At 61.3% G+C, this 16117-nt stretch carries 14 protein-coding genes; 6 read left to right on the top strand and 8 right to left on the bottom strand.

What is annotated here, in order from left to right; genetic code table 11:
- Positions 1-83: 83 nt before the first annotated feature.
- Positions 84-1595: an ATPase domain-containing protein gene (locus tag RLEG4DRAFT_RS21055; protein ID WP_003579728.1), complete on the top strand. Its 1512-nt coding sequence runs from the start codon at positions 84-86 to the stop codon at positions 1593-1595.
- Positions 1570-3729 carry a hybrid sensor histidine kinase/response regulator gene (locus RLEG4DRAFT_RS21050; protein WP_003579727.1) on the top strand — a complete coding sequence of 720 codons (2160 nt, stop codon included), beginning with the start codon at positions 1570-1572 and terminating at the stop codon, positions 3727-3729. The genes RLEG4DRAFT_RS21055 and RLEG4DRAFT_RS21050 overlap by 26 nt, the downstream gene beginning before the upstream one ends.
- Here the strand turns inward: RLEG4DRAFT_RS21050 and mobB are convergent.
- The 3 genes from mobB to RLEG4DRAFT_RS21035 are packed head-to-tail and all read right to left on the bottom strand — an operon-like array spanning position 3661 to position 5726.
- The gene (gene mobB / locus RLEG4DRAFT_RS21045) at positions 3661-4182 is read right to left on the bottom strand and encodes a molybdopterin-guanine dinucleotide biosynthesis protein B (RefSeq protein WP_003579726.1); all 522 of its coding nucleotides are present in this window, start codon (positions 4180-4182) and stop codon (positions 3661-3663) included. The genes RLEG4DRAFT_RS21050 and mobB overlap by 69 nt on opposite strands.
- A complete protein-coding gene (gene mobA / locus RLEG4DRAFT_RS21040; RefSeq protein ID WP_003579725.1) occupies positions 4179-4808 on the bottom strand; it encodes a molybdenum cofactor guanylyltransferase MobA in 630 nt (209 codons plus the stop codon). Before mobA ends, mobB begins: the two co-directional genes overlap by 4 nt.
- 9 nt (positions 4809-4817) lie before the next feature.
- A complete protein-coding gene (locus RLEG4DRAFT_RS21035) occupies positions 4818-5726 on the bottom strand; it encodes a DMT family transporter (RefSeq protein WP_003579724.1) in 909 nt (302 codons plus the stop codon).
- A 341-nt stretch (positions 5727-6067) separates the two neighbouring features.
- Between RLEG4DRAFT_RS21035 and RLEG4DRAFT_RS21030 the strand changes: the two genes are divergently transcribed.
- Positions 6068-6835: an SDR family oxidoreductase gene (locus RLEG4DRAFT_RS21030; RefSeq protein WP_003579723.1), complete on the top strand. Its 768-nt coding sequence runs from the start codon at positions 6068-6070 to the stop codon at positions 6833-6835.
- A gap of 334 nt (positions 6836-7169) precedes the next feature.
- On the opposite strand, the gene RLEG4DRAFT_RS21025 is transcribed toward RLEG4DRAFT_RS21030, so the two are convergent.
- The 5 genes from RLEG4DRAFT_RS21025 to RLEG4DRAFT_RS21005 all read right to left on the bottom strand — a co-directional run bounded on the left by RLEG4DRAFT_RS21025 (position 7170) and on the right by RLEG4DRAFT_RS21005 (position 12603).
- Entirely contained in the window at positions 7170-7952 is a 783-nt protein-coding gene (locus RLEG4DRAFT_RS21025; RefSeq protein ID WP_003579722.1) for a glucose 1-dehydrogenase, read from the bottom strand.
- A gap of 221 nt (positions 7953-8173) precedes the next feature.
- On the bottom strand, positions 8174-8962 hold the full coding sequence (locus tag RLEG4DRAFT_RS21020; protein WP_003579721.1) for an SDR family oxidoreductase: 789 nt from the start codon (positions 8960-8962) through the stop codon (positions 8174-8176).
- 54 nt (positions 8963-9016) lie between these two features.
- Complete coding sequence (locus RLEG4DRAFT_RS21015) at positions 9017-10495, bottom strand: sugar ABC transporter ATP-binding protein (protein ID WP_003579720.1); 1479 nt, start codon at positions 10493-10495, stop codon at positions 9017-9019.
- Between the two features lie 80 nt (positions 10496-10575).
- Complete coding sequence (locus tag RLEG4DRAFT_RS21010) at positions 10576-11505, bottom strand: sugar ABC transporter substrate-binding protein (protein ID WP_003579719.1); 930 nt, start codon at positions 11503-11505, stop codon at positions 10576-10578.
- Between the two features lie 117 nt (positions 11506-11622).
- On the bottom strand, positions 11623-12603 hold the full coding sequence (locus tag RLEG4DRAFT_RS21005) for an ABC transporter permease (RefSeq protein ID WP_003579718.1): 981 nt from the start codon (positions 12601-12603) through the stop codon (positions 11623-11625).
- 207 nt (positions 12604-12810) lie between these two features.
- Between RLEG4DRAFT_RS21005 and RLEG4DRAFT_RS21000 the strand changes: the two genes are divergently transcribed.
- The 3 genes from RLEG4DRAFT_RS21000 (at position 12811) to RLEG4DRAFT_RS20990 (ending at position 16112) form a co-directional block, all read left to right on the top strand.
- Entirely contained in the window at positions 12811-13620 is an 810-nt protein-coding gene (locus tag RLEG4DRAFT_RS21000) for a transketolase (protein ID WP_003579717.1), read from the top strand.
- Positions 13620-14576 (top strand): transketolase family protein, encoded by a 957-nt coding sequence (locus tag RLEG4DRAFT_RS20995; RefSeq protein WP_003579715.1) that lies wholly within the window; start codon positions 13620-13622, stop codon positions 14574-14576. The genes RLEG4DRAFT_RS21000 and RLEG4DRAFT_RS20995 overlap by 1 nt, the downstream gene beginning before the upstream one ends.
- 69 nt (positions 14577-14645) lie before the next feature.
- Positions 14646-16112 carry an FGGY family carbohydrate kinase gene (locus RLEG4DRAFT_RS20990; protein WP_003579714.1) on the top strand — a complete coding sequence of 489 codons (1467 nt, stop codon included), beginning with the start codon at positions 14646-14648 and terminating at the stop codon, positions 16110-16112.
- Positions 16113-16117: the final 5 nt, after the last annotated feature.

Genomic DNA, 16117 nt, shown 5'->3' with positions numbered 1-16117 from the left:
GCCGGGACGAAACATGCTGTGCCGGCGATTTGACATTCTATCGCTCGCCACTAATTCACACTTAAAACTGAAGGAAACAATGAATGAATACTGCTGCACCTGCCACGAAAGCCCGCACCGGTGTGTCCGGTTTGGACACAATTCTGGCAGGAGGCCTTTCGACGGGCCACGTGTTTCTCCTGGAGGGGAATCCGGGAGCGGGCAAAACGACCATCGCGCTACAGTTTTTGATTGAAGGCGCACGGCTCGGCGAGCCGGGGCTCTATATCACTCTCTCGGAAACCGAGAGCGAGCTCCGGGCCGGCGCGGCATCGCACGGCATGGTGATCGACGGCAATATCGAGGTCTTTGAGCTCGTGCCTCCTGAAAGCCTGCTGGATGCCGACCAGCAGCAAAGCCTGCTTTATTCTTCGGATCTCGAACTCGGAGAGACGACAAAGGAAATCTTTGCCGCGTTCGAGCGAGTCAAGCCACGTCGTGTGGTTCTCGACAGCCTGTCGGAGATAAGGCTGCTCGCCCAAAGTTCACTGCGCTATCGCCGGCAGATCCTGGCGCTTAAGCATTATTTTGCCCGGCAGGGAGCGACAGTCCTTCTGCTCGACGATCTAACGGCCGACGTGCTCGACAAGACGGTGCACAGCGTCGTGCACGGTGTCATCCATCTCGAGGAACTGGCGCCGAGCTACGGCTCCGAGCGCCGACGCCTTCGGATCATGAAATACCGAGGCCAGGCCTTCCGCGGCGGTTATCACGACTTCATCATCCAGACCGGCGGCGTCATGGTGTTTCCGCGACTGGTCGCCGCCGAACACAGGTCGAGTTACCTTCGCGACCAGATTTCCTGCGATATCCCGGAACTGGACCTTCTCCTGGGGGGTGGCCTCGAGCGGGGTTCCAGCACACTCATCCTCGGGCCTGCCGGGACAGGCAAAAGCACTTTCTCGTTTCAATTCCTGATGGCGGCGGTGGCGCGCGGCGAAAAAGTGGCGGCCTTCATTTTCGACGAGGAACTCGGTCTGCTCTTTGCGCGACTGAAGGCGCTCGGCATGGATCTCGAAGCGATGAGGGATGCGGGTCTCATCCACATCGAACAGCTCGATGCCGCTGAACTGTCACCGGGCGAATTTTCCCATCGGGTGCGCCGTTGCGTGGACAAGTCGGATGCGAAAACCGTGATCATCGACAGCATCAACGGTTATCAGGCTTCGATGCCGGATGAGAATTCGCTGATCCTTCACATGCATGAGCTGCTGCAATATCTGAACAGGCAAGGCGCCAACACATTCCTCACCGTTGCCCAGCACGGGCTGGTCGGTGACATGAAGGCACCCGTCGACGTTACCTATCTCGCCGACACCGTCATTCTGCTGCGCTACTTCGAGGCCGCGGGAAAGGTGCGGCGGGCGGTCTCCGTGATCAAGAAGAGGACCGGCTTTCACGAGGACACCATCCGGGAGTATCGCATCGACGCTTCCGGCTTGCGGTTCGGAGATCCTCTCGTCGGGTTCCAGGGCGTACTTCGCGGCGTTCCAGAATTCATCGCGACAGCAACGCCGCTCCTGGCGACCGATGGTGGGGATAGCGGCAATTCCTAATTCCGGCAAACCGAAAGCATTGATCTACAGCCCCGGCGGCCGCGATGCCTGGGTGGCGACATCGTTGATCGATGAGGCCGGGTTGGCCTCGATTGCTACCGCGGACCTTTCCATTTTCGCGTCTTCACTCAGCGATGACATAGCGTTCGGCGTTCTGACGGAAGAGGCCGTTCGCTCGCGCGATCTCAGGCCGATTGCCGCCTGGGTTTCGGCTCAGCCGAGTTGGTCAGACCTACCGTTCATCGTACTCACGACACGTGGCGGCGGGCCTGAGCGAAATCCGGCCGCTGCCCGGCTTTCCGAGGTTCTCGGCAACGTCACCTTTCTGGAAAGGCCATTCCATGCGACCTCCTTCATCAGCATTGTCCGAACCGCGTTAAAGGGGCGCCTGCGCCAATATGAGGCGCGCGCTCAACTCGAGGCTCTCAGCGACGCAGAGCGGCGGTTGCAGACGGCGTTGGCCGCCGGTCATCTAGGGGCATGGGAGCTGGAACTATCCTCGAGGGCTTTGGCAGTCTCGGTGACATGCAAGGCGATCTTCGGCCGAGGGCCGAACGACGAAGTGACCTACGACGACCTACTTGCAAGCATTCACCCAGACGACCGAGACCTCGTGCAGGCACGCCTGCGCGAGACGATCGACACGGGACGAGACTATTCGATTGATCACAGGACGATCTGGCCGGATGGGTCAGAGCACTGGACCGAGGTTCATGCGCAGCTCCATGCCGACAGATATGGTTCCGCCAGGAAGCTCGTCGGCGTCTGCTCCGATACGACCGCCAGGAAGCTCGCCGAGGAAAAACTGAAGCGACTCAATGAAAACCTCGAAGAGCGCGTCAGGGAACGGACCAGGGATGTCGAGGCCGCTCACCGGACCCTGCTCGAGGAAGTCGCCCAGCGCGAAAGAGCCGAGGAACAGCTTCGCCAATCACAGAAAATGGAAGCGATCGGCCAACTCACAGGCGGGGTTGCGCATGATTTCAACAATCTGCTGATGGTGGTTCTCGGAAATCTGGAGTTGCTCGGCAAGCACGTAGCCGGAGATGCCAAGGCGACGCGTCTGGTCGATGGGGCACTTCAGGGCGCGCGCCGGGGGGCGGCGCTGACGCAGCGCTTATTGGCTTTTGCCCGACAGCAGGATCTGCAGGTCAGGCCCGTCGATCTCGCCGAACTGGTCTCCGGCATGAGCGACCTGCTGCGGCGCTCGGTCGGATCTTCTGTCAGCATCGAGACTATCCTGCCGGCGACGTTGCCGCCGGCGCTGGTCGATGCGAACCAGCTCGAACTGGCGCTGCTCAACCTTGCCGTCAATGCCCGCGATGCGATGCCGGAGGGGGGAAGGCTGTCCATATCGCTGCGCGAGGAAGAGGTTGTCGGCAATGTCGGCGATCTCAGTGAGGGAGCCTATCTTGTCCTCGCGGTAGCCGACAGCGGCACCGGCATGGATGCGGAGACGTTGAAGAAGGCCGTCGATCCATTTTTCTCGACCAAGGAAGTCGGAAAGGGCACGGGCCTCGGCCTATCGATGATCCACGGACTTGCCGTTCAGCTCAACGGCGCACTTCTTCTGACAAGCGAGCTTGGAGTGGGGACGACCGCCGAATTGTGGCTCCCGGCTACCAAACGGCGCCCCGAGCGGCCGGCTGAGGCTGAGTTCTCCGTCCCGCAGGCTGCATCCAGACTGAAGATCCTTCTGGTCGATGACGATGCCTTGATCGCCATGAGTTCGGTCGACATGCTCGAAGATCTCGGTCACGAGGTCTTCGAGGCAAATTCCGGCTCCGAGGCATTGGAGCTGATCCGCAGCGGTCAGCATTTCGATCTTGTCATCACCGACTACTCGATGCCCGGCATGACCGGCGCACAACTCGCCGAGGCGGCGCGGGACATTGATCCGGCGCTGCCGATCGTGCTGGCAACGGGCTATGCCGATCTGCCCGCCGGCACCGACATCGATCTTCCGAGACTGGCGAAGCCCTATAACCAAGCCCAGCTTGCCAAGGAAATCCGCAAGGCGGTGGCAAGCAAAGCGGATCCGCCTCCCAGGTTCGATAGCCGCGGCTCAGGGCCGAGGCGTCTCAAGGCCGACGATGCCAGCGATGAAATCGGCGATGGCGCCTATGTCGTCTAGATCGAAGACCGGCAGGGCCGTATCCGTGACGGCATGATCGGCGGCGATGGCTGAGATATGGGGATCGCTCGGCGCCAGCGGTTGGCGGTTGGCGGCCTCCAGTCGGCGAGCCTCGATCTTCGGGATCGGCTCGCGCTTGTAGCCTTCGATCAGCACGAGGTCGCAGGGAGCGAGACGGGCGAGGATTTCCTCGAACGCGGGTTCGGACGCGCCGCGCAACTCGTGCATGATGGCATAGCGGGTGCCGGAGACGATGGTGACCTCGTGGGCGCCGGCCTGGCGGTGGCGGTAGCTGTCGGCCCCGACCTTGTCGATGTCGAAATCATGATGGGCGTGCTTGATCGTCGAGATCTTGTAGCCGCGGCGGGTGAATTCGGTCACCAGGCGGACGGCGAGACCCGTCTTGCCCGAATTCTTCCAGCCGGCAATGCCGAAGACTTTAGGGGCGGTCATGGGCGAAGGGCCTCCAGCCAGCGTTCCGCCTCGATGAGATCGTCAGGCGTGTTGATGTTGAAGAAGGGATCGAGCAGGCTGGCGCGTGTCGGATGCAGGGGAAAGCTTACTTCCGTAACGTCATGCCGCAACAGGAAGTCGCGTACCCGGCGCTTTTCGTCGGTGGCGATCCAGGCTTCAAGATCGGCGGCGAGCGTCACCGGCCAGAGACCGAAGACGGGATGGCTGCGGCCCTCTGAGGCGGCAACGGCAATCTGCGACGGGTGTTCGAGCGCTGACGCCAGCCGGGCGACCAGATCAGCCGGGAAGAACGGGCAGTCCACCGAGACGGTGGCGACATGTGTGATCGCGGGGAGGTTGGTCGCATAGACCATCGCCGCATGGATGCCGGCGAGCGGCCCGACCTTGCCGAGAAGACGGTCGGGAACGACGGGTACATTCTCGGCGGCGGCATCGGCATTGACGGCAACGGGGCCGACCTGCTGCGAAAGGCGGGTCAGCACATGGTGGAGCAGGCTTTCGGCCCCGAGCATGACGCCCGCCTTGTCGCGGCCCATGCGCTGCGAGCGGCCGCCGGCCAACACGACGCCTGATATATCGGATCTGTCGAGCGAGAATTCAGTCATCACCCTGCCTCAAACCGGTGAGCGCGGCGCGGATTCCTGCGCAATCGGCGATACGCGGCGCTTGGCCTCACGATAGAACGTATAGAGGCCGGAAGCGATGACGATCGCAGCCCCCAGCAGCGTCCAGTTGTCCGGAACTTCCGCAAAGAAGAAAAAGCCGAGCAGCGACGAGAAGATCAGACTGGTATAGCGAAACGGCGCGACGAAGGAGATCTCGCCGGTGCGCATCGCGAGGATGACCGATTGGTATCCGACGAGCACCAGCACCGAGGCGAGCATGAGATGCCCGAGCGAAGTCGCGCTGACCGGCTGCCAGCCGCCGAGCAGGGGGATGAGCAGAGCGCCGAAAAAGGAGATGGAGATGGCGGTGATGACGGTGATCATCAGCGAGGGAATCTCCGGATCGATCGAGCGGGTGGCGAGGTCGCGGCCGGCCGTCGTCAATACCGCGCCGACGCAGAGCAGGGCGGCGGCGGTGAATCCTTCCGGTCCAGGGCGGATAATGATCATCACGCCGACGAGGCCGACTGTTATCGCCGACCAGCGCCGCCAGCCGACGGGCTCGCGGAAGAAAAGCGCCGCACCGAAGGTGACGACCAGCGGCAGCGACTGCAGGATCGCCGAGGCATTGGCGATCGGCATCATGCCGAGCGCGGTAATATAGGTGACGGCGGACAACATCTCGCAGATGATGCGGAGGATGATGATCGGCTGCAGTACGATGCGCCAGGAGCGCAGAGCCCCCATTTTCCGGGCGATCAGATAGACGAGCAGGCTGGTGAAGAGGCCGCGCAGAAACATGATCTCGCCGGCGTTCATATAGGCGACCACCGATTTGGAGAGAGCGTCGCTTGCGGAAAAGCCGGCCATCGCCATGCTCATATAGATGGCGCCCTCAGTATTGCGTGACCGCGGCATGAAGAGATTCCCTTTACCTGTGCGCCCCTTCTTAGTCGGGAAGATACATCAAGGGAATCGGATGAATGTCACACCCGGGATAAATCGATGATGCAGCGCACAATGGTACTGACAGTGCGGCAGGGCGCATGCGGAAACCGCAGCAAAGCATCGTTTTACAACGTGAATTTCGTTATTTCGAGGTGGCGATCGAGGCTGCCGCCCTCGTTCGGCGGCCGACCTGATCGCCGGCTGAAATCATCGGCCATCCCTAGTTTTTCATTTGTCCGCGCGGGAAACGGGTGGCTGCCTTGCCTGATGTTTGAGATTTCAGATGCCTCGACAATTGAGGAGAAACGGACATGACACTTCTGAACGACAAGGTCGCGATCATCACCGGTGCAAGCTCCGGTATCGGCCGTGCGGCAGCGACGCTCTTTGCGCGGCAGGGCGCAAAACTCGTGGTCACCGGAAGGCGACAAGAGGCGCTCGATGCCGTCGTCGCCGAGATCGAGACGGAGGGCGGGCAGGCCGTCGCCATATCAGGTGATGTCAGGGACGAGGCGCTGCAGGCAAGGCTCGTCGACACGGCGGTCTCGCGCTTCGGCAAGCTCGACATTGCCTTCAACAATGCCGGCGTTCTCGGCGAGATGGGGCCGGTTGCCGGGCTGTCGCTGGAGGGCTGGCGCGAGACGATCGAGACCAATCTTACTGCCGCCTTCCTCGGTGCCAAACACCAATCGGCGGCGATGGGCAAAGGCGGCGGATCGCTGATCTTCACCTCGACCTTCGTCGGCCATACCGCCGGCATGCCTGGCATGGCCGCCTATGCGGCGAGCAAGGCGGGGCTGATCGGCTTCGTGCAGGTGCTCGCCGCCGAGCTCGGGCGACAAAAGATCCGGGTCAACGCCCTGCTTCCCGGTGGCACCGACACGCCGGCCAGCATCACCAACGCGCCGGATGCGACGGCAGAAGTGCTCGCTTTCGTCGAGGGGCTGCATGCGCTGAAGCGCATGGCACAACCGGAAGAGATCGCCAATGCGGCACTGTTCCTGGCGTCGGATATGGCGAGCTTCGTGACGGGGACGGCGATGCTGGCGGATGGTGGGGTTTCGATCAGCAGGACGTAGGATGGGGCGAGGGGGTGTGCGTTCATTTTGCCATCCGTTGCGCTCACCGATGGCAGGCAATGAAAGATGTGCCGCGTAGTCCCCTCATCTGCCTGCCGGCATCTTCTCCCCGCTGGGGAGAAGGGACTCGTAGTGGCGTCTCGCCTCTTTTGGGACGTTCGTCGCGGAACGAAGGCAAGCAGCTTGCTCCCCCTTCTCCCCAGCGGGGAGAAGATGCCCGTCAGGGCAGATGAGGGGGGTGAGGAGCGTCGGCGACGAACGCCTTGAGCGGCAAGCGAAAGGCATATGGCTGCTTCAAGGCAAATCTTCCATCTAGATTCAGTGCCGCCGTCCCCTACGACATGATCAAGCCGCCATCGACATTGATCGTCTGGCCGGTGATGTAGGCGGCGTCGTCGCTGGCGAGGAAGGTGACCAGGCCGGCGACGTCCTCGCCGGAGCCGGCGCGTTTCATCGGGATGCCTTCGACCCATTCCTTCATCAATTCGCCGGGGGCATAGTTGCCGAGCAGTTTGCCCCAGGCCTGGTCGTTATAGGCCCACATATCGGTCTCGATGATGCCGGGGCAGAAGGCGTTGACGGTGATCTTGTCGGTCGCGACTTCCTTGGCCAGGCTCTGGGTGATGCCGACGACGCCCATTTTCGAGGCGGCGTAATGCGGGGTGTAGATGAAGCCGTCGCGGGCCTGGCCGGAGGCGGTGTTGATGATGCGGCCGCCGCGCTTATGCTTGCGCATTCTTGCAATCGCTTCCTGGGCGCAGAGGAAGACGCCCTTGGTATTGACGGCCATGACCTTGTCCCATTCGTTTTCGGTGAGGTCTTCGACGCGGGCGATGGTGATGACACCGGCATTCTGGATCGAGACGTCGACGGACCCGAACTCCGCCTCGGCAGCATCGTAGAGGGCGGTGACGCTCGCCTTGTCGGTGACGTCGCCGATGAAGGAGATCGCCTTGCCGCCTTCGGCGCGGATCTGCTCGGCGACGCCGTGGACGAGGTCCTCGTTGGCCGAAACGACGAGATTGGCGCCTTCGCGGGCAAAGCGCCTGGCGATGGCCGCGCCGATGCCGCGGCTGCCCCCTGTAATGACGACAGTCTTTTGTTCGAAGCGTTTCATGCTCTTTCCTTCCGGTATCCTGACATAAACAGCAAATCTGGGCGCGAGCTGCCTGCGAGCATTCTTGGAGCTAAAGCGACAGCCTGTTCGATCGACGTGAAGGGCGGGCAGACGACGATATCGCACGCCGTCTTGCCCGTTGGTCCCTTCAGCGCCGCGATCTCAGCCAGGGAGGAAGCGAGACCGTTTTCCAGTTGCCGGCAAAGCGCTCTTTCACCGCATCACCAGCAGCAGAAACCACCGTCGACAAGAAGATCGACGCCGGTCACGAAGCTTGCTGCATTCGACAGCAGGAACACAGCCGGACCGACCATCTCGTCCACAGCTGCCATGCGCTGCATCGGCGTCTGCTCTTCGAAGAGTTTGGTCTGGTGGACCATTTCCGGACGGGTGTTCATCGGCGTTGCCGTGTATCCGGGGGAGATGGTGTTGACGCGAATGCCGCGGTCGACCCATTCCATCGCCATAGACTTCGACATATGGATCACGCCCGCCTTGGAGGCGTTATAATGCGCCTGGCTCAGCCCCCGGTTTACGATCACACCGGACATGGAAGCGATGTTGACGATGGCGCCGCGTCCATTCTTCAGCATGGCGCGAGCCTCGGCCTGGCAGGAGAGAAAGACGCCTTTTAGGTTGATATCCATCAACGTCTGATATTGGTCCTCTTCCATCTCTTCGGCCGCCTTGGCGTTGGCGATGCCCGCTGCGTTGACGGCTAGCGTCAATGCGCCGAGATCTGCCTCGGTCCGTGCTATCGCCTCTCCAAGGGAAGACTTGCTGGTGACATCCGCCGCGATCTGGATCGAGCGGCGGCCGGCGGCGCGAATATGTTCGGCCGTATTGGCCAGCCCGTCGTCGGTCCGACGGTCGAGCAGCGCCACGTCCGCGCCGCACTGCGCAAGGCCGATGGCAATGCGCTGCCCAATGCCGCTCCCAGCCCCGGTAACGATGGCAACCTGGCCGCTGAGATCGAAAAGCTTCGGGGCGTTCAGAGTGATGTCGGACACCGCTCTTCCTTTCTCTGTCTGTTTTGTTTTCACGCAATTCCCGGCAAAAGTGCTTTAGATGGTGGCTAGCTCCATGACCGAAACGTCATTCGCCTCGTCACGATTGAGAATGCCCGCCTGTTTGCCTTGGGCAAGCACGAGAATGCGATTGGAGACTCCGAGAACTTCCTCGAGGTCCGAGCTGACGACGATGACTGCGACGCCCTGTTTGGCAAGATTGACGATGATGTCGTAGATGCCCGCCCTGGCGCCGACGTCGATGCCTCTCGTCGGTTCGTCGAGCACGACGACCTTAGGATCGCGCGTCAGCCACTTGGCGATCACGACCTTCTGCTGGTTGCCGCCTGACAGGTCCGAGGCGTACTGCTCGGCACGGCCCTTGACGCCGAATTTGGCGACTGCCTTCTCCGCAAACGAGCGCTTGATGCGTGGTGTAATCCAACCACCGCCCAGCTTGTCGAGATTGGCGTAGATAATGTTCTCGCTGATCCGGTGCCCGACGATCAGGCCCTGTTCCTTACGGTCTTCCGGGACCATCACCAGGCCCTTGGCGATCGCGTCCGCCGGATCGCGCAGCCTCAGTTCCTCGCCTTCCAGCGTGACCGAACCCGCACTGATCGGATCTGCTCCTGAAATCGCACGCACCAATTCGGTGCGGCCGGCGCCGACCAATCCGGCGATGCCGAGAATCTCCCCGGCCCGCACCTCGAAGGTAACGTCACGGAACGAATTGTCCGGCGAGCTTAGCCCGGATACCTGGAGGACCGGACGATCTGTCGGGACCGGCAGGGCAGGGAATAAGCGGTCAAGCGGGCGTCCGACCATGCTCTCGACAATCGTTCGCACCGGGGTTGCGCTGTCTGAGAATTCCTGCACCCGCTCCCCGTCGCGAAGAACGACGATACGGTCGGTGATCTGCTTGATCTCTTCCATGCGGTGGGAAATGTAGACGATGCCGACGCCCTCCGACCGAAGCTTGCGAACCTGTTCGAAGAGAGCCTCCGTCTCGGCGCCGCCAAGGGCGGCTGTCGGCTCATCGAGGATCAGGAGCTTTGCGTTGAGAGCCAGCGCCTTGGCGATCTCGATAAGCTGCTGATTTGCGGTGGAAAGGCCGGCGACGGTCCGCGTTGCGGGTATGTGAAGGTTCAAGCGAGCGAGCTGGTCCTGGGCGCGGCGCACCATCTGGGCACGGTCGACGACGCCGTTCTTCATCGGCCAGCGTCCGATGAAGACGTTTTCCGCGATCGACAGCTGCGGCAGAAGCTGCAGCTCCTGATGGATCAGGACAACGCCCTTGTCGATGGCTTCTCTTGGGGTGACCGGGGCATAAGGCTGCCCCAGCCATGTCATCGATCCTTCGGACGGCGTGCGCGAGCCGGCGATGATGCCCGATAGCGTCGACTTGCCCGCTCCGTTTTCACCGAGAAGTGCGACCACTTCGCCCGGATAGACGTCCAAGCTGACATTCTTCAGAACCTGGAGCGGCCCATACCACTTGGATATGCCCTTCAGGGAAAGAACCGGATCAGTCATGGCACACCTCCTCAAGACCTGACTTTATTAGAGCGCCGTTGTGCTTCCGAAAATCGATTCCGATTTTCGGGGCCAAGGCGCTAGGGGTGGTTGGCGATGAAGCCTGCGACGTTTTCCTTGGTTGTCAGCGTGGCATCCAGGAGCTGGACCGGCGGCACCTTTTCTCCGGCGACAAGCTTGGCGGCATTTTCGACCGCGTCACGGCCCATCTTCTGCGTCTGCTGGGTCGCAGTCACGTTGAAGACGCCCTTGCTGAGCGCTTCGAGAGCCGCGGTGTCACCATCAAAGCCGCCGACCACGATCTTCTGGGAAGGATTGGCAACCTTGATCGCCTGGGCGGCGCCAAGGGCGAGGCCGTCGGCCTGGGCGAACACGATCGAAACGTCCGGGTTTGCCTGCAGCATATTCTGCATGATCTGGAAGCCTTCATCCTGGCTCCAGATGTTCGAGAACTGCTCGGCGACAACCTTGACGTCGGGATAGGCCTTCAGAGATTCAGCGCAGCCCTTCGAGCGGTCGACCTCCGGCGTCGTGCCCTTCTGGCCGTGGATGATGACCATCTTCCCCTTGCCGCCGGCTTCCTTCAGAATGTAGTCGCAGACCGCCTTGGCAGAGGCGACGGAATCCGTTGCAAGGAAGGTATCGCCGGGTGCTCCTTCGGCGTTGCGGTCAACGTTTACGACCGGAATGCCGGCGCTCTTGGCGAGCTTGACCGGAACGGTCGCAGCCGCCGCACCTGCCGGAATGTAGATCAGCGCGTCGATTTTCTGGGTCAGGAGGTCCTGGATCTGGTTGACCTGTGTCGGCCCGTCGCCCTTTGCGTCGACGGTGATGACTTCGATGCCGCGCTTCTTGGCTTCGGCCTCGACCGATTGCTTGATCTGGTTGAAGAAGTTTGCCTGAAGGTTGGCAACGGCCAGGCCGAGCTTCTTCAGTTCCGCGGCGTGTACGGGGCCGAGCGTGAGGCCGAGCAGGGCAGCGGACGCGAGCATGGTGCGCGCAATTTTCATTGTATTTCCTCCGTTGTTTGATGGAACCCTCGGGTATGTCCTCCCCCTCGGGGTATTGATCCGCCCCAAACTCCTGGGACGGAATTCCAGGCCCGCCGACGCGGCGGACGCAGTACGTCAGGCGCGACGCCGACGAATGGTCTCCGCCCCGACCGCGAGCACGATGACGATGCCGATGATCACCTGCTGCAGGAACGGCGAGACGTTGAGAAGATTGAGACCGTTGCGAAGGACGCCGATGATGAGAACACCGATCAGCGTTCCTCCGATGCCGCCGGCGCCGCCGGAGAGCGAGGTTCCGCCGATGACGACGGCAGCGATGGTGTCCAACTCATAGCCCAGACCGCTTGATGGTTGGACGGAATCCAGCCGGGCGGCGAGCACGATGCCTGCAAGCCCTGCCAGGACTGAACTGACGATGTAGACGCCAATCGTCACGAGCGGGACGTTGATGCCCGCAAGGCGCGCGACTTCCGGATTTCCGCCCACCGCGTAGAGCATCCGCCCTTCGGACCGGAAATGCAGGAAAAGCCACGCCGCAAGAACAACCGCGAGCATGAGAAACACAGTGGCGGTCAACACCCCGAAATGGCGGTCGATTGCCAGCATCATGAACCAGTCGGGGAATCCGACGATCTGCTGGCCGTCGGTGATCATATTGGCGACGCCGCGAGCCGCGGACATCATCGCGAGAGTGGCAATAAAGGCTGGAACCCTGAACTGCGTCACCAGAAGTCCGACGATCAGCCCCGAAACCCCCGCTGCGACCAGGGCAAAGACGATCCCGACCGGCAGCGGCAGGCCGGCGACATTCGCGGTCCAGCCCATGACCATCATCGCAAGAGCGAGTGCCGAGCCGACGGAGAGATCGATGCCGCCGATCAGAATGACGAAGGTCATTCCGACGGCCATGATGCCGAGGACGGTGATCTGATCGAGGATGTTGAGGCCGTTGCGAACCGAAAGAAACGTGTCGGTGCTGAGGCTCAGAAAGACGCAAAGCGCGAGCAGCCCGACAAGAGGGCCGGTGGCTCCCTTGAGCTTGCTCAACCAGGCGCCGGACGAAAGCCCGTTTTCATTGATATCGAGCGCCACCATTGTTCCTCCCTCTGCACTAGGCTAACAGCTAGGTCATCTGTAGAATAAATATTCACCGATGCTGGAAAATTCATTAACAAGTTGCTACATGGCTGTCAACCGGATTTTCCCGACGTCTATCCCGCCGTCGTCGCTTAAAAGGCTTGACTAATCGGTTTCTTATGCAAAAATATTGATGACTGAATATTTATGCACAAAGAGGAATTCATGGAAACGACAGAACTCGAGCGGGTCGCTCGCGAGATCCGATTGCGCGATCTCCAGGCGGTCTTCGAAGCGGGCGCCGGCCATATCGGCGGGGAAATGTCGGTCATCGACATTTTGACCGCCCTCTATTTTCGTGTGCTGAATGTTTGGCCCGATCACCCTCGACATCCCGACCGCGACAGGTTCGTTCTTTCAAAGGGACATACGGCATGTGCTCTGTATGTGACGCTCGCCAAACGCGGCTTCATCCCGGAGGAAGAGATTTCCACCTTCCTGCAGCCGCATTCCAGGCTGAACGGGCATCCGAATTGCAACAAGGTTCCCGGCGTCGAAACGAATACCGGGCCGCTCGGCCACGGTCTTCCCGTTGCAATAGGAATGGCGAAAGCCGCCAAGCTTTCCGGCGCCAAATATCACACCTACGTCGTCACCGGCGATGGTGAGATGCAGGAGGGCTCAAACTGGGAAGCGATCATGGCGGCCGCACAGTTCAAGCTCGATAACCTGACGCTGGTTATCGACCATAACAGGTTCCAGCAGGGCGCCGCACTTTCCGAAACCAACGATCTTGCCCCGCTTCGCCCGAAGCTCGAGGCCTTCGATTGGGAGGTCTCCGAGATCAACGGCAACAAGATGAGCGAAGTGGTTTCGGCCCTCGAACACCGGGGATCGAGACCGCATTGCATTGTGGCCCATACCAACAAGGGCCATGGGATCTCGTTCATGCAGGACCGGGTCGACTGGCACCACAAGGTGCCGAGCAGAGAACAATACGAGATGGCATTGGCAGAATTGTCGGAGGCACTGTGATGAACGCGCCAATCAACGCACCCAAGCTCTACGATTGCCGCGACGCCTTCGCCTCCACGCTTGAACGGCTGGCAGGCGAAAACGAAACGATCGTTGCCGTCTGCAACGACTCCGTCGGTTCCTCCAAGCTCGGCGGCTTCAAGGCGAAGTTTGGAGAGCGCCTCGTCAATGTCGGTATCGCCGAGCAGAACATGGTGGGGGTTGCAGCGGGCCTTGCCAATGGCGGACGCCTTCCGTTCGTCTGCGCCGCCGCGCCGTTTCTCACGGGGCGGTCGCTGGAGCAGATCAAGGCCGACATTTCCTATTCGAATGCCAACGTCAAGCTGGTCGGCATTTCTTCCGGAATGGCCTATGGCGAACTCGGCCCGACCCACCACTCGATCGAAGACTTCGCCTGGACGCGGGTTCTGCCCAATCTTCCGGTGATTGCGCCTTGTGACAGCATCGAGACAGCTGCCGCGGTCGAGTGGGCGGCCGCCTATAACGGGCCCTGTTTCCTGCGGCTGTCGCGCGTCGGTGTGCCCGATCTGCTTCCGGAGGGTCATAGGTTCGAACTTGGCAAGGCAAACCTCCTTCGCCAGGGTTCCGACGTCACCCTTATCGCCAACGGTACTTTGACGCATCGAATTCTGAAGGCCGCCGAGATCCTTGCAGATCGCGGCATCAATGCCAGAGTGCTCAACTTTGCAACGGTTCGTCCGATCGACGAGGACGCCATCATCGCTGCCGCTAGGGAAACCGGAGCGATCGTCACGGCCGAAGAACATTCGATCTTTGGCGGGCTCGGTTCCGCGGTCGCCGAAGTGGTGGTCGACAATGCTCCAGTCCCGATGAAACGTCTCGGCGTTCCCGGCATCTACGCTCCGACCGGTTCGGCAGAGTTCCTGCTCGACGAATTCGGGATGGCGCCGGCCGCAATCGCCGACGCGGCAGAGTCGCTGCTCAGGCGGAAATAATTGGGATCATGTGATCAGCCTGGACGTTTTCTTGACGTCCCGGCCGCCACCTGATCCAGGGAGGATGGAATGCGGGCAATTCTGGCAATCGACCAGGGCACGACCAATTCAAAGGCGGTTCTCGTATCCGAAAAGGGAGAAATCGTCGGCAGAGGTTCGGCTCCAGTCGGCATCACCTATCCGAAGCTGGGCTGGGTCGAACAGGACCCAGGCCGCCTTTACGCATCGGTCTGCGAGGCGATCGACGCCTGCCTGAAGGCCAGCCCTGACGTGGCTATCGCGGCCGTGGCGATTTCCAACCAGCGTGAGTCCGTCACTGCCTGGGATGCCGAAACGGGAGAAGCCCTTGGACCGGTGGTCAGCTGGCAGTGCCGTCGAACGGCACCGGATTGCGAACGGCTCATTGCCGTAGGCCAGCTTGACCGGGTGCAGACGCTCACAGGCCTGCCACTGGATCCGATGTTTCCGGGGTCGAAATTCCGATGGCTGCTCGACCGTATTCCGGCTGGGCGATCGGTGCGGCTCGGAACGGTCGACAGTTGGCTGATCCACTGCCTGACGGGCGGACGCCGGCATGTCTGCGATGCTTCCAATGCCGCCAGGAGCCAGTTGTTCGATCTCCGGGAGCAGCGATGGAGCGAGGAACTCGGCGAGATTTTCGGCGTCGATATCGCGCTGCTGCCCGAAGTGCTCGACAGCTCTGCCGATTTCGGCAGGACGCAAGGATTGCCGGGCGTGCCGGATGGCACTCCGATCATGGCCGCGATCGGCGACAGTCATGCGGCGCTGTTTGGTCATGGAGCCTTCAAGCCGGGCGACGGCAAGGTAACCTTCGGAACCGGCTCTTCGGTCATGACGACGCTTGCGCAATTTATTCCCCCACGCAATGGCGTCACAACCACCGTCGCATGGCGTATCGGGGGAAAACCGACTTTCGCTTTCGAAGGCAATATTCTCGTTTGCGCCGCCAGTCTCCCCTGGATGGCAGGCATTCTCGGCCTTTCTGATGTGGCTGCCCTTGTCGAGCTTGCGGCGAGCGCCGAACCGGGCGGACCGGGCTTCGTGCCGGCATTCGTCGGATTGGGCGCACCCTATTGGAATTCCGACGCCCGTGCGCTGTTTTCCCAGATCAACTTCAATACGACGCGAGCGCAAATGGCGCGGTCGGTCACCGACTCGATCGCCCTGCAGGTGCACGACGTGATCGCCGCCATGCGGGCACAAAGCGGCGGCGAGCTCGGGGCGCTTTATGTCGATGGCGGACCGAGCCAGAACCGCTTCCTGATGCAGTGTGTCGCCAACCTCATCGAACATCCCGTGATCCAATGCGAAGCACCCGAGGCGTCGGCCTTGGGGGCTGCATATCTTGCGGGTCTCTCACTTGGCTTGTGGAGCGATCTCGATGTCATCGCGGAGCTGCCGCGGAGCTCGCACGTCATCGACCCGGAAGCCGTGGATCGAGCGGTGCTTCTGGATACATGGAATGATGCGCTTGCCCGCTCGACGTTACGCGATACAACGGCTAATGATGAATAAAAATT

The organism is Rhizobium leguminosarum bv. trifolii WSM2297, assembly GCF_000271845.1.
This window is presented reverse-complemented; position numbering and strand designations above follow the sequence as displayed.

Excerpts from the sequence above, each read along its gene's own strand:
- RLEG4DRAFT_RS21055 (WP_003579728.1), top strand. The coding sequence starts at position 84 with ATGAATACTGCTGCACCTGCCACGAAAGCCCGCACCGGTGTGTCCGGT.
- RLEG4DRAFT_RS21050 (WP_003579727.1), top strand. The coding sequence starts at position 1,570 with ATGGTGGGGATAGCGGCAATTCCTAATTCCGGCAAACCGAAAGCATTG.
- mobB (WP_003579726.1), bottom strand. The coding sequence starts at position 4,182 with ATGACCGCCCCTAAAGTCTTCGGCATTGCCGGCTGGAAGAATTCGGGC.
- RLEG4DRAFT_RS21000 (WP_003579717.1), top strand. The coding sequence starts at position 12,811 with ATGGAAACGACAGAACTCGAGCGGGTCGCTCGCGAGATCCGATTGCGC.
- mobA (WP_003579725.1), bottom strand. The coding sequence starts at position 4,808 with ATGACTGAATTCTCGCTCGACAGATCCGATATATCAGGCGTCGTGTTG.
- RLEG4DRAFT_RS21035 (WP_003579724.1), bottom strand. The coding sequence starts at position 5,726 with ATGCCGCGGTCACGCAATACTGAGGGCGCCATCTATATGAGCATGGCG.
- RLEG4DRAFT_RS21005 (WP_003579718.1), bottom strand. The coding sequence starts at position 12,603 with ATGGTGGCGCTCGATATCAATGAAAACGGGCTTTCGTCCGGCGCCTGG.
- RLEG4DRAFT_RS20990 (WP_003579714.1), top strand. The coding sequence starts at position 14,646 with ATGCGGGCAATTCTGGCAATCGACCAGGGCACGACCAATTCAAAGGCG.
- RLEG4DRAFT_RS21015 (WP_003579720.1), bottom strand. The coding sequence starts at position 10,495 with ATGACTGATCCGGTTCTTTCCCTGAAGGGCATATCCAAGTGGTATGGG.
- RLEG4DRAFT_RS21025 (WP_003579722.1), bottom strand. The coding sequence starts at position 7,952 with ATGAAACGCTTCGAACAAAAGACTGTCGTCATTACAGGGGGCAGCCGC.
- RLEG4DRAFT_RS20995 (WP_003579715.1), top strand. The coding sequence starts at position 13,620 with ATGAACGCGCCAATCAACGCACCCAAGCTCTACGATTGCCGCGACGCC.
- RLEG4DRAFT_RS21010 (WP_003579719.1), bottom strand. The coding sequence starts at position 11,505 with ATGAAAATTGCGCGCACCATGCTCGCGTCCGCTGCCCTGCTCGGCCTC.
- RLEG4DRAFT_RS21030 (WP_003579723.1), top strand. The coding sequence starts at position 6,068 with ATGACACTTCTGAACGACAAGGTCGCGATCATCACCGGTGCAAGCTCC.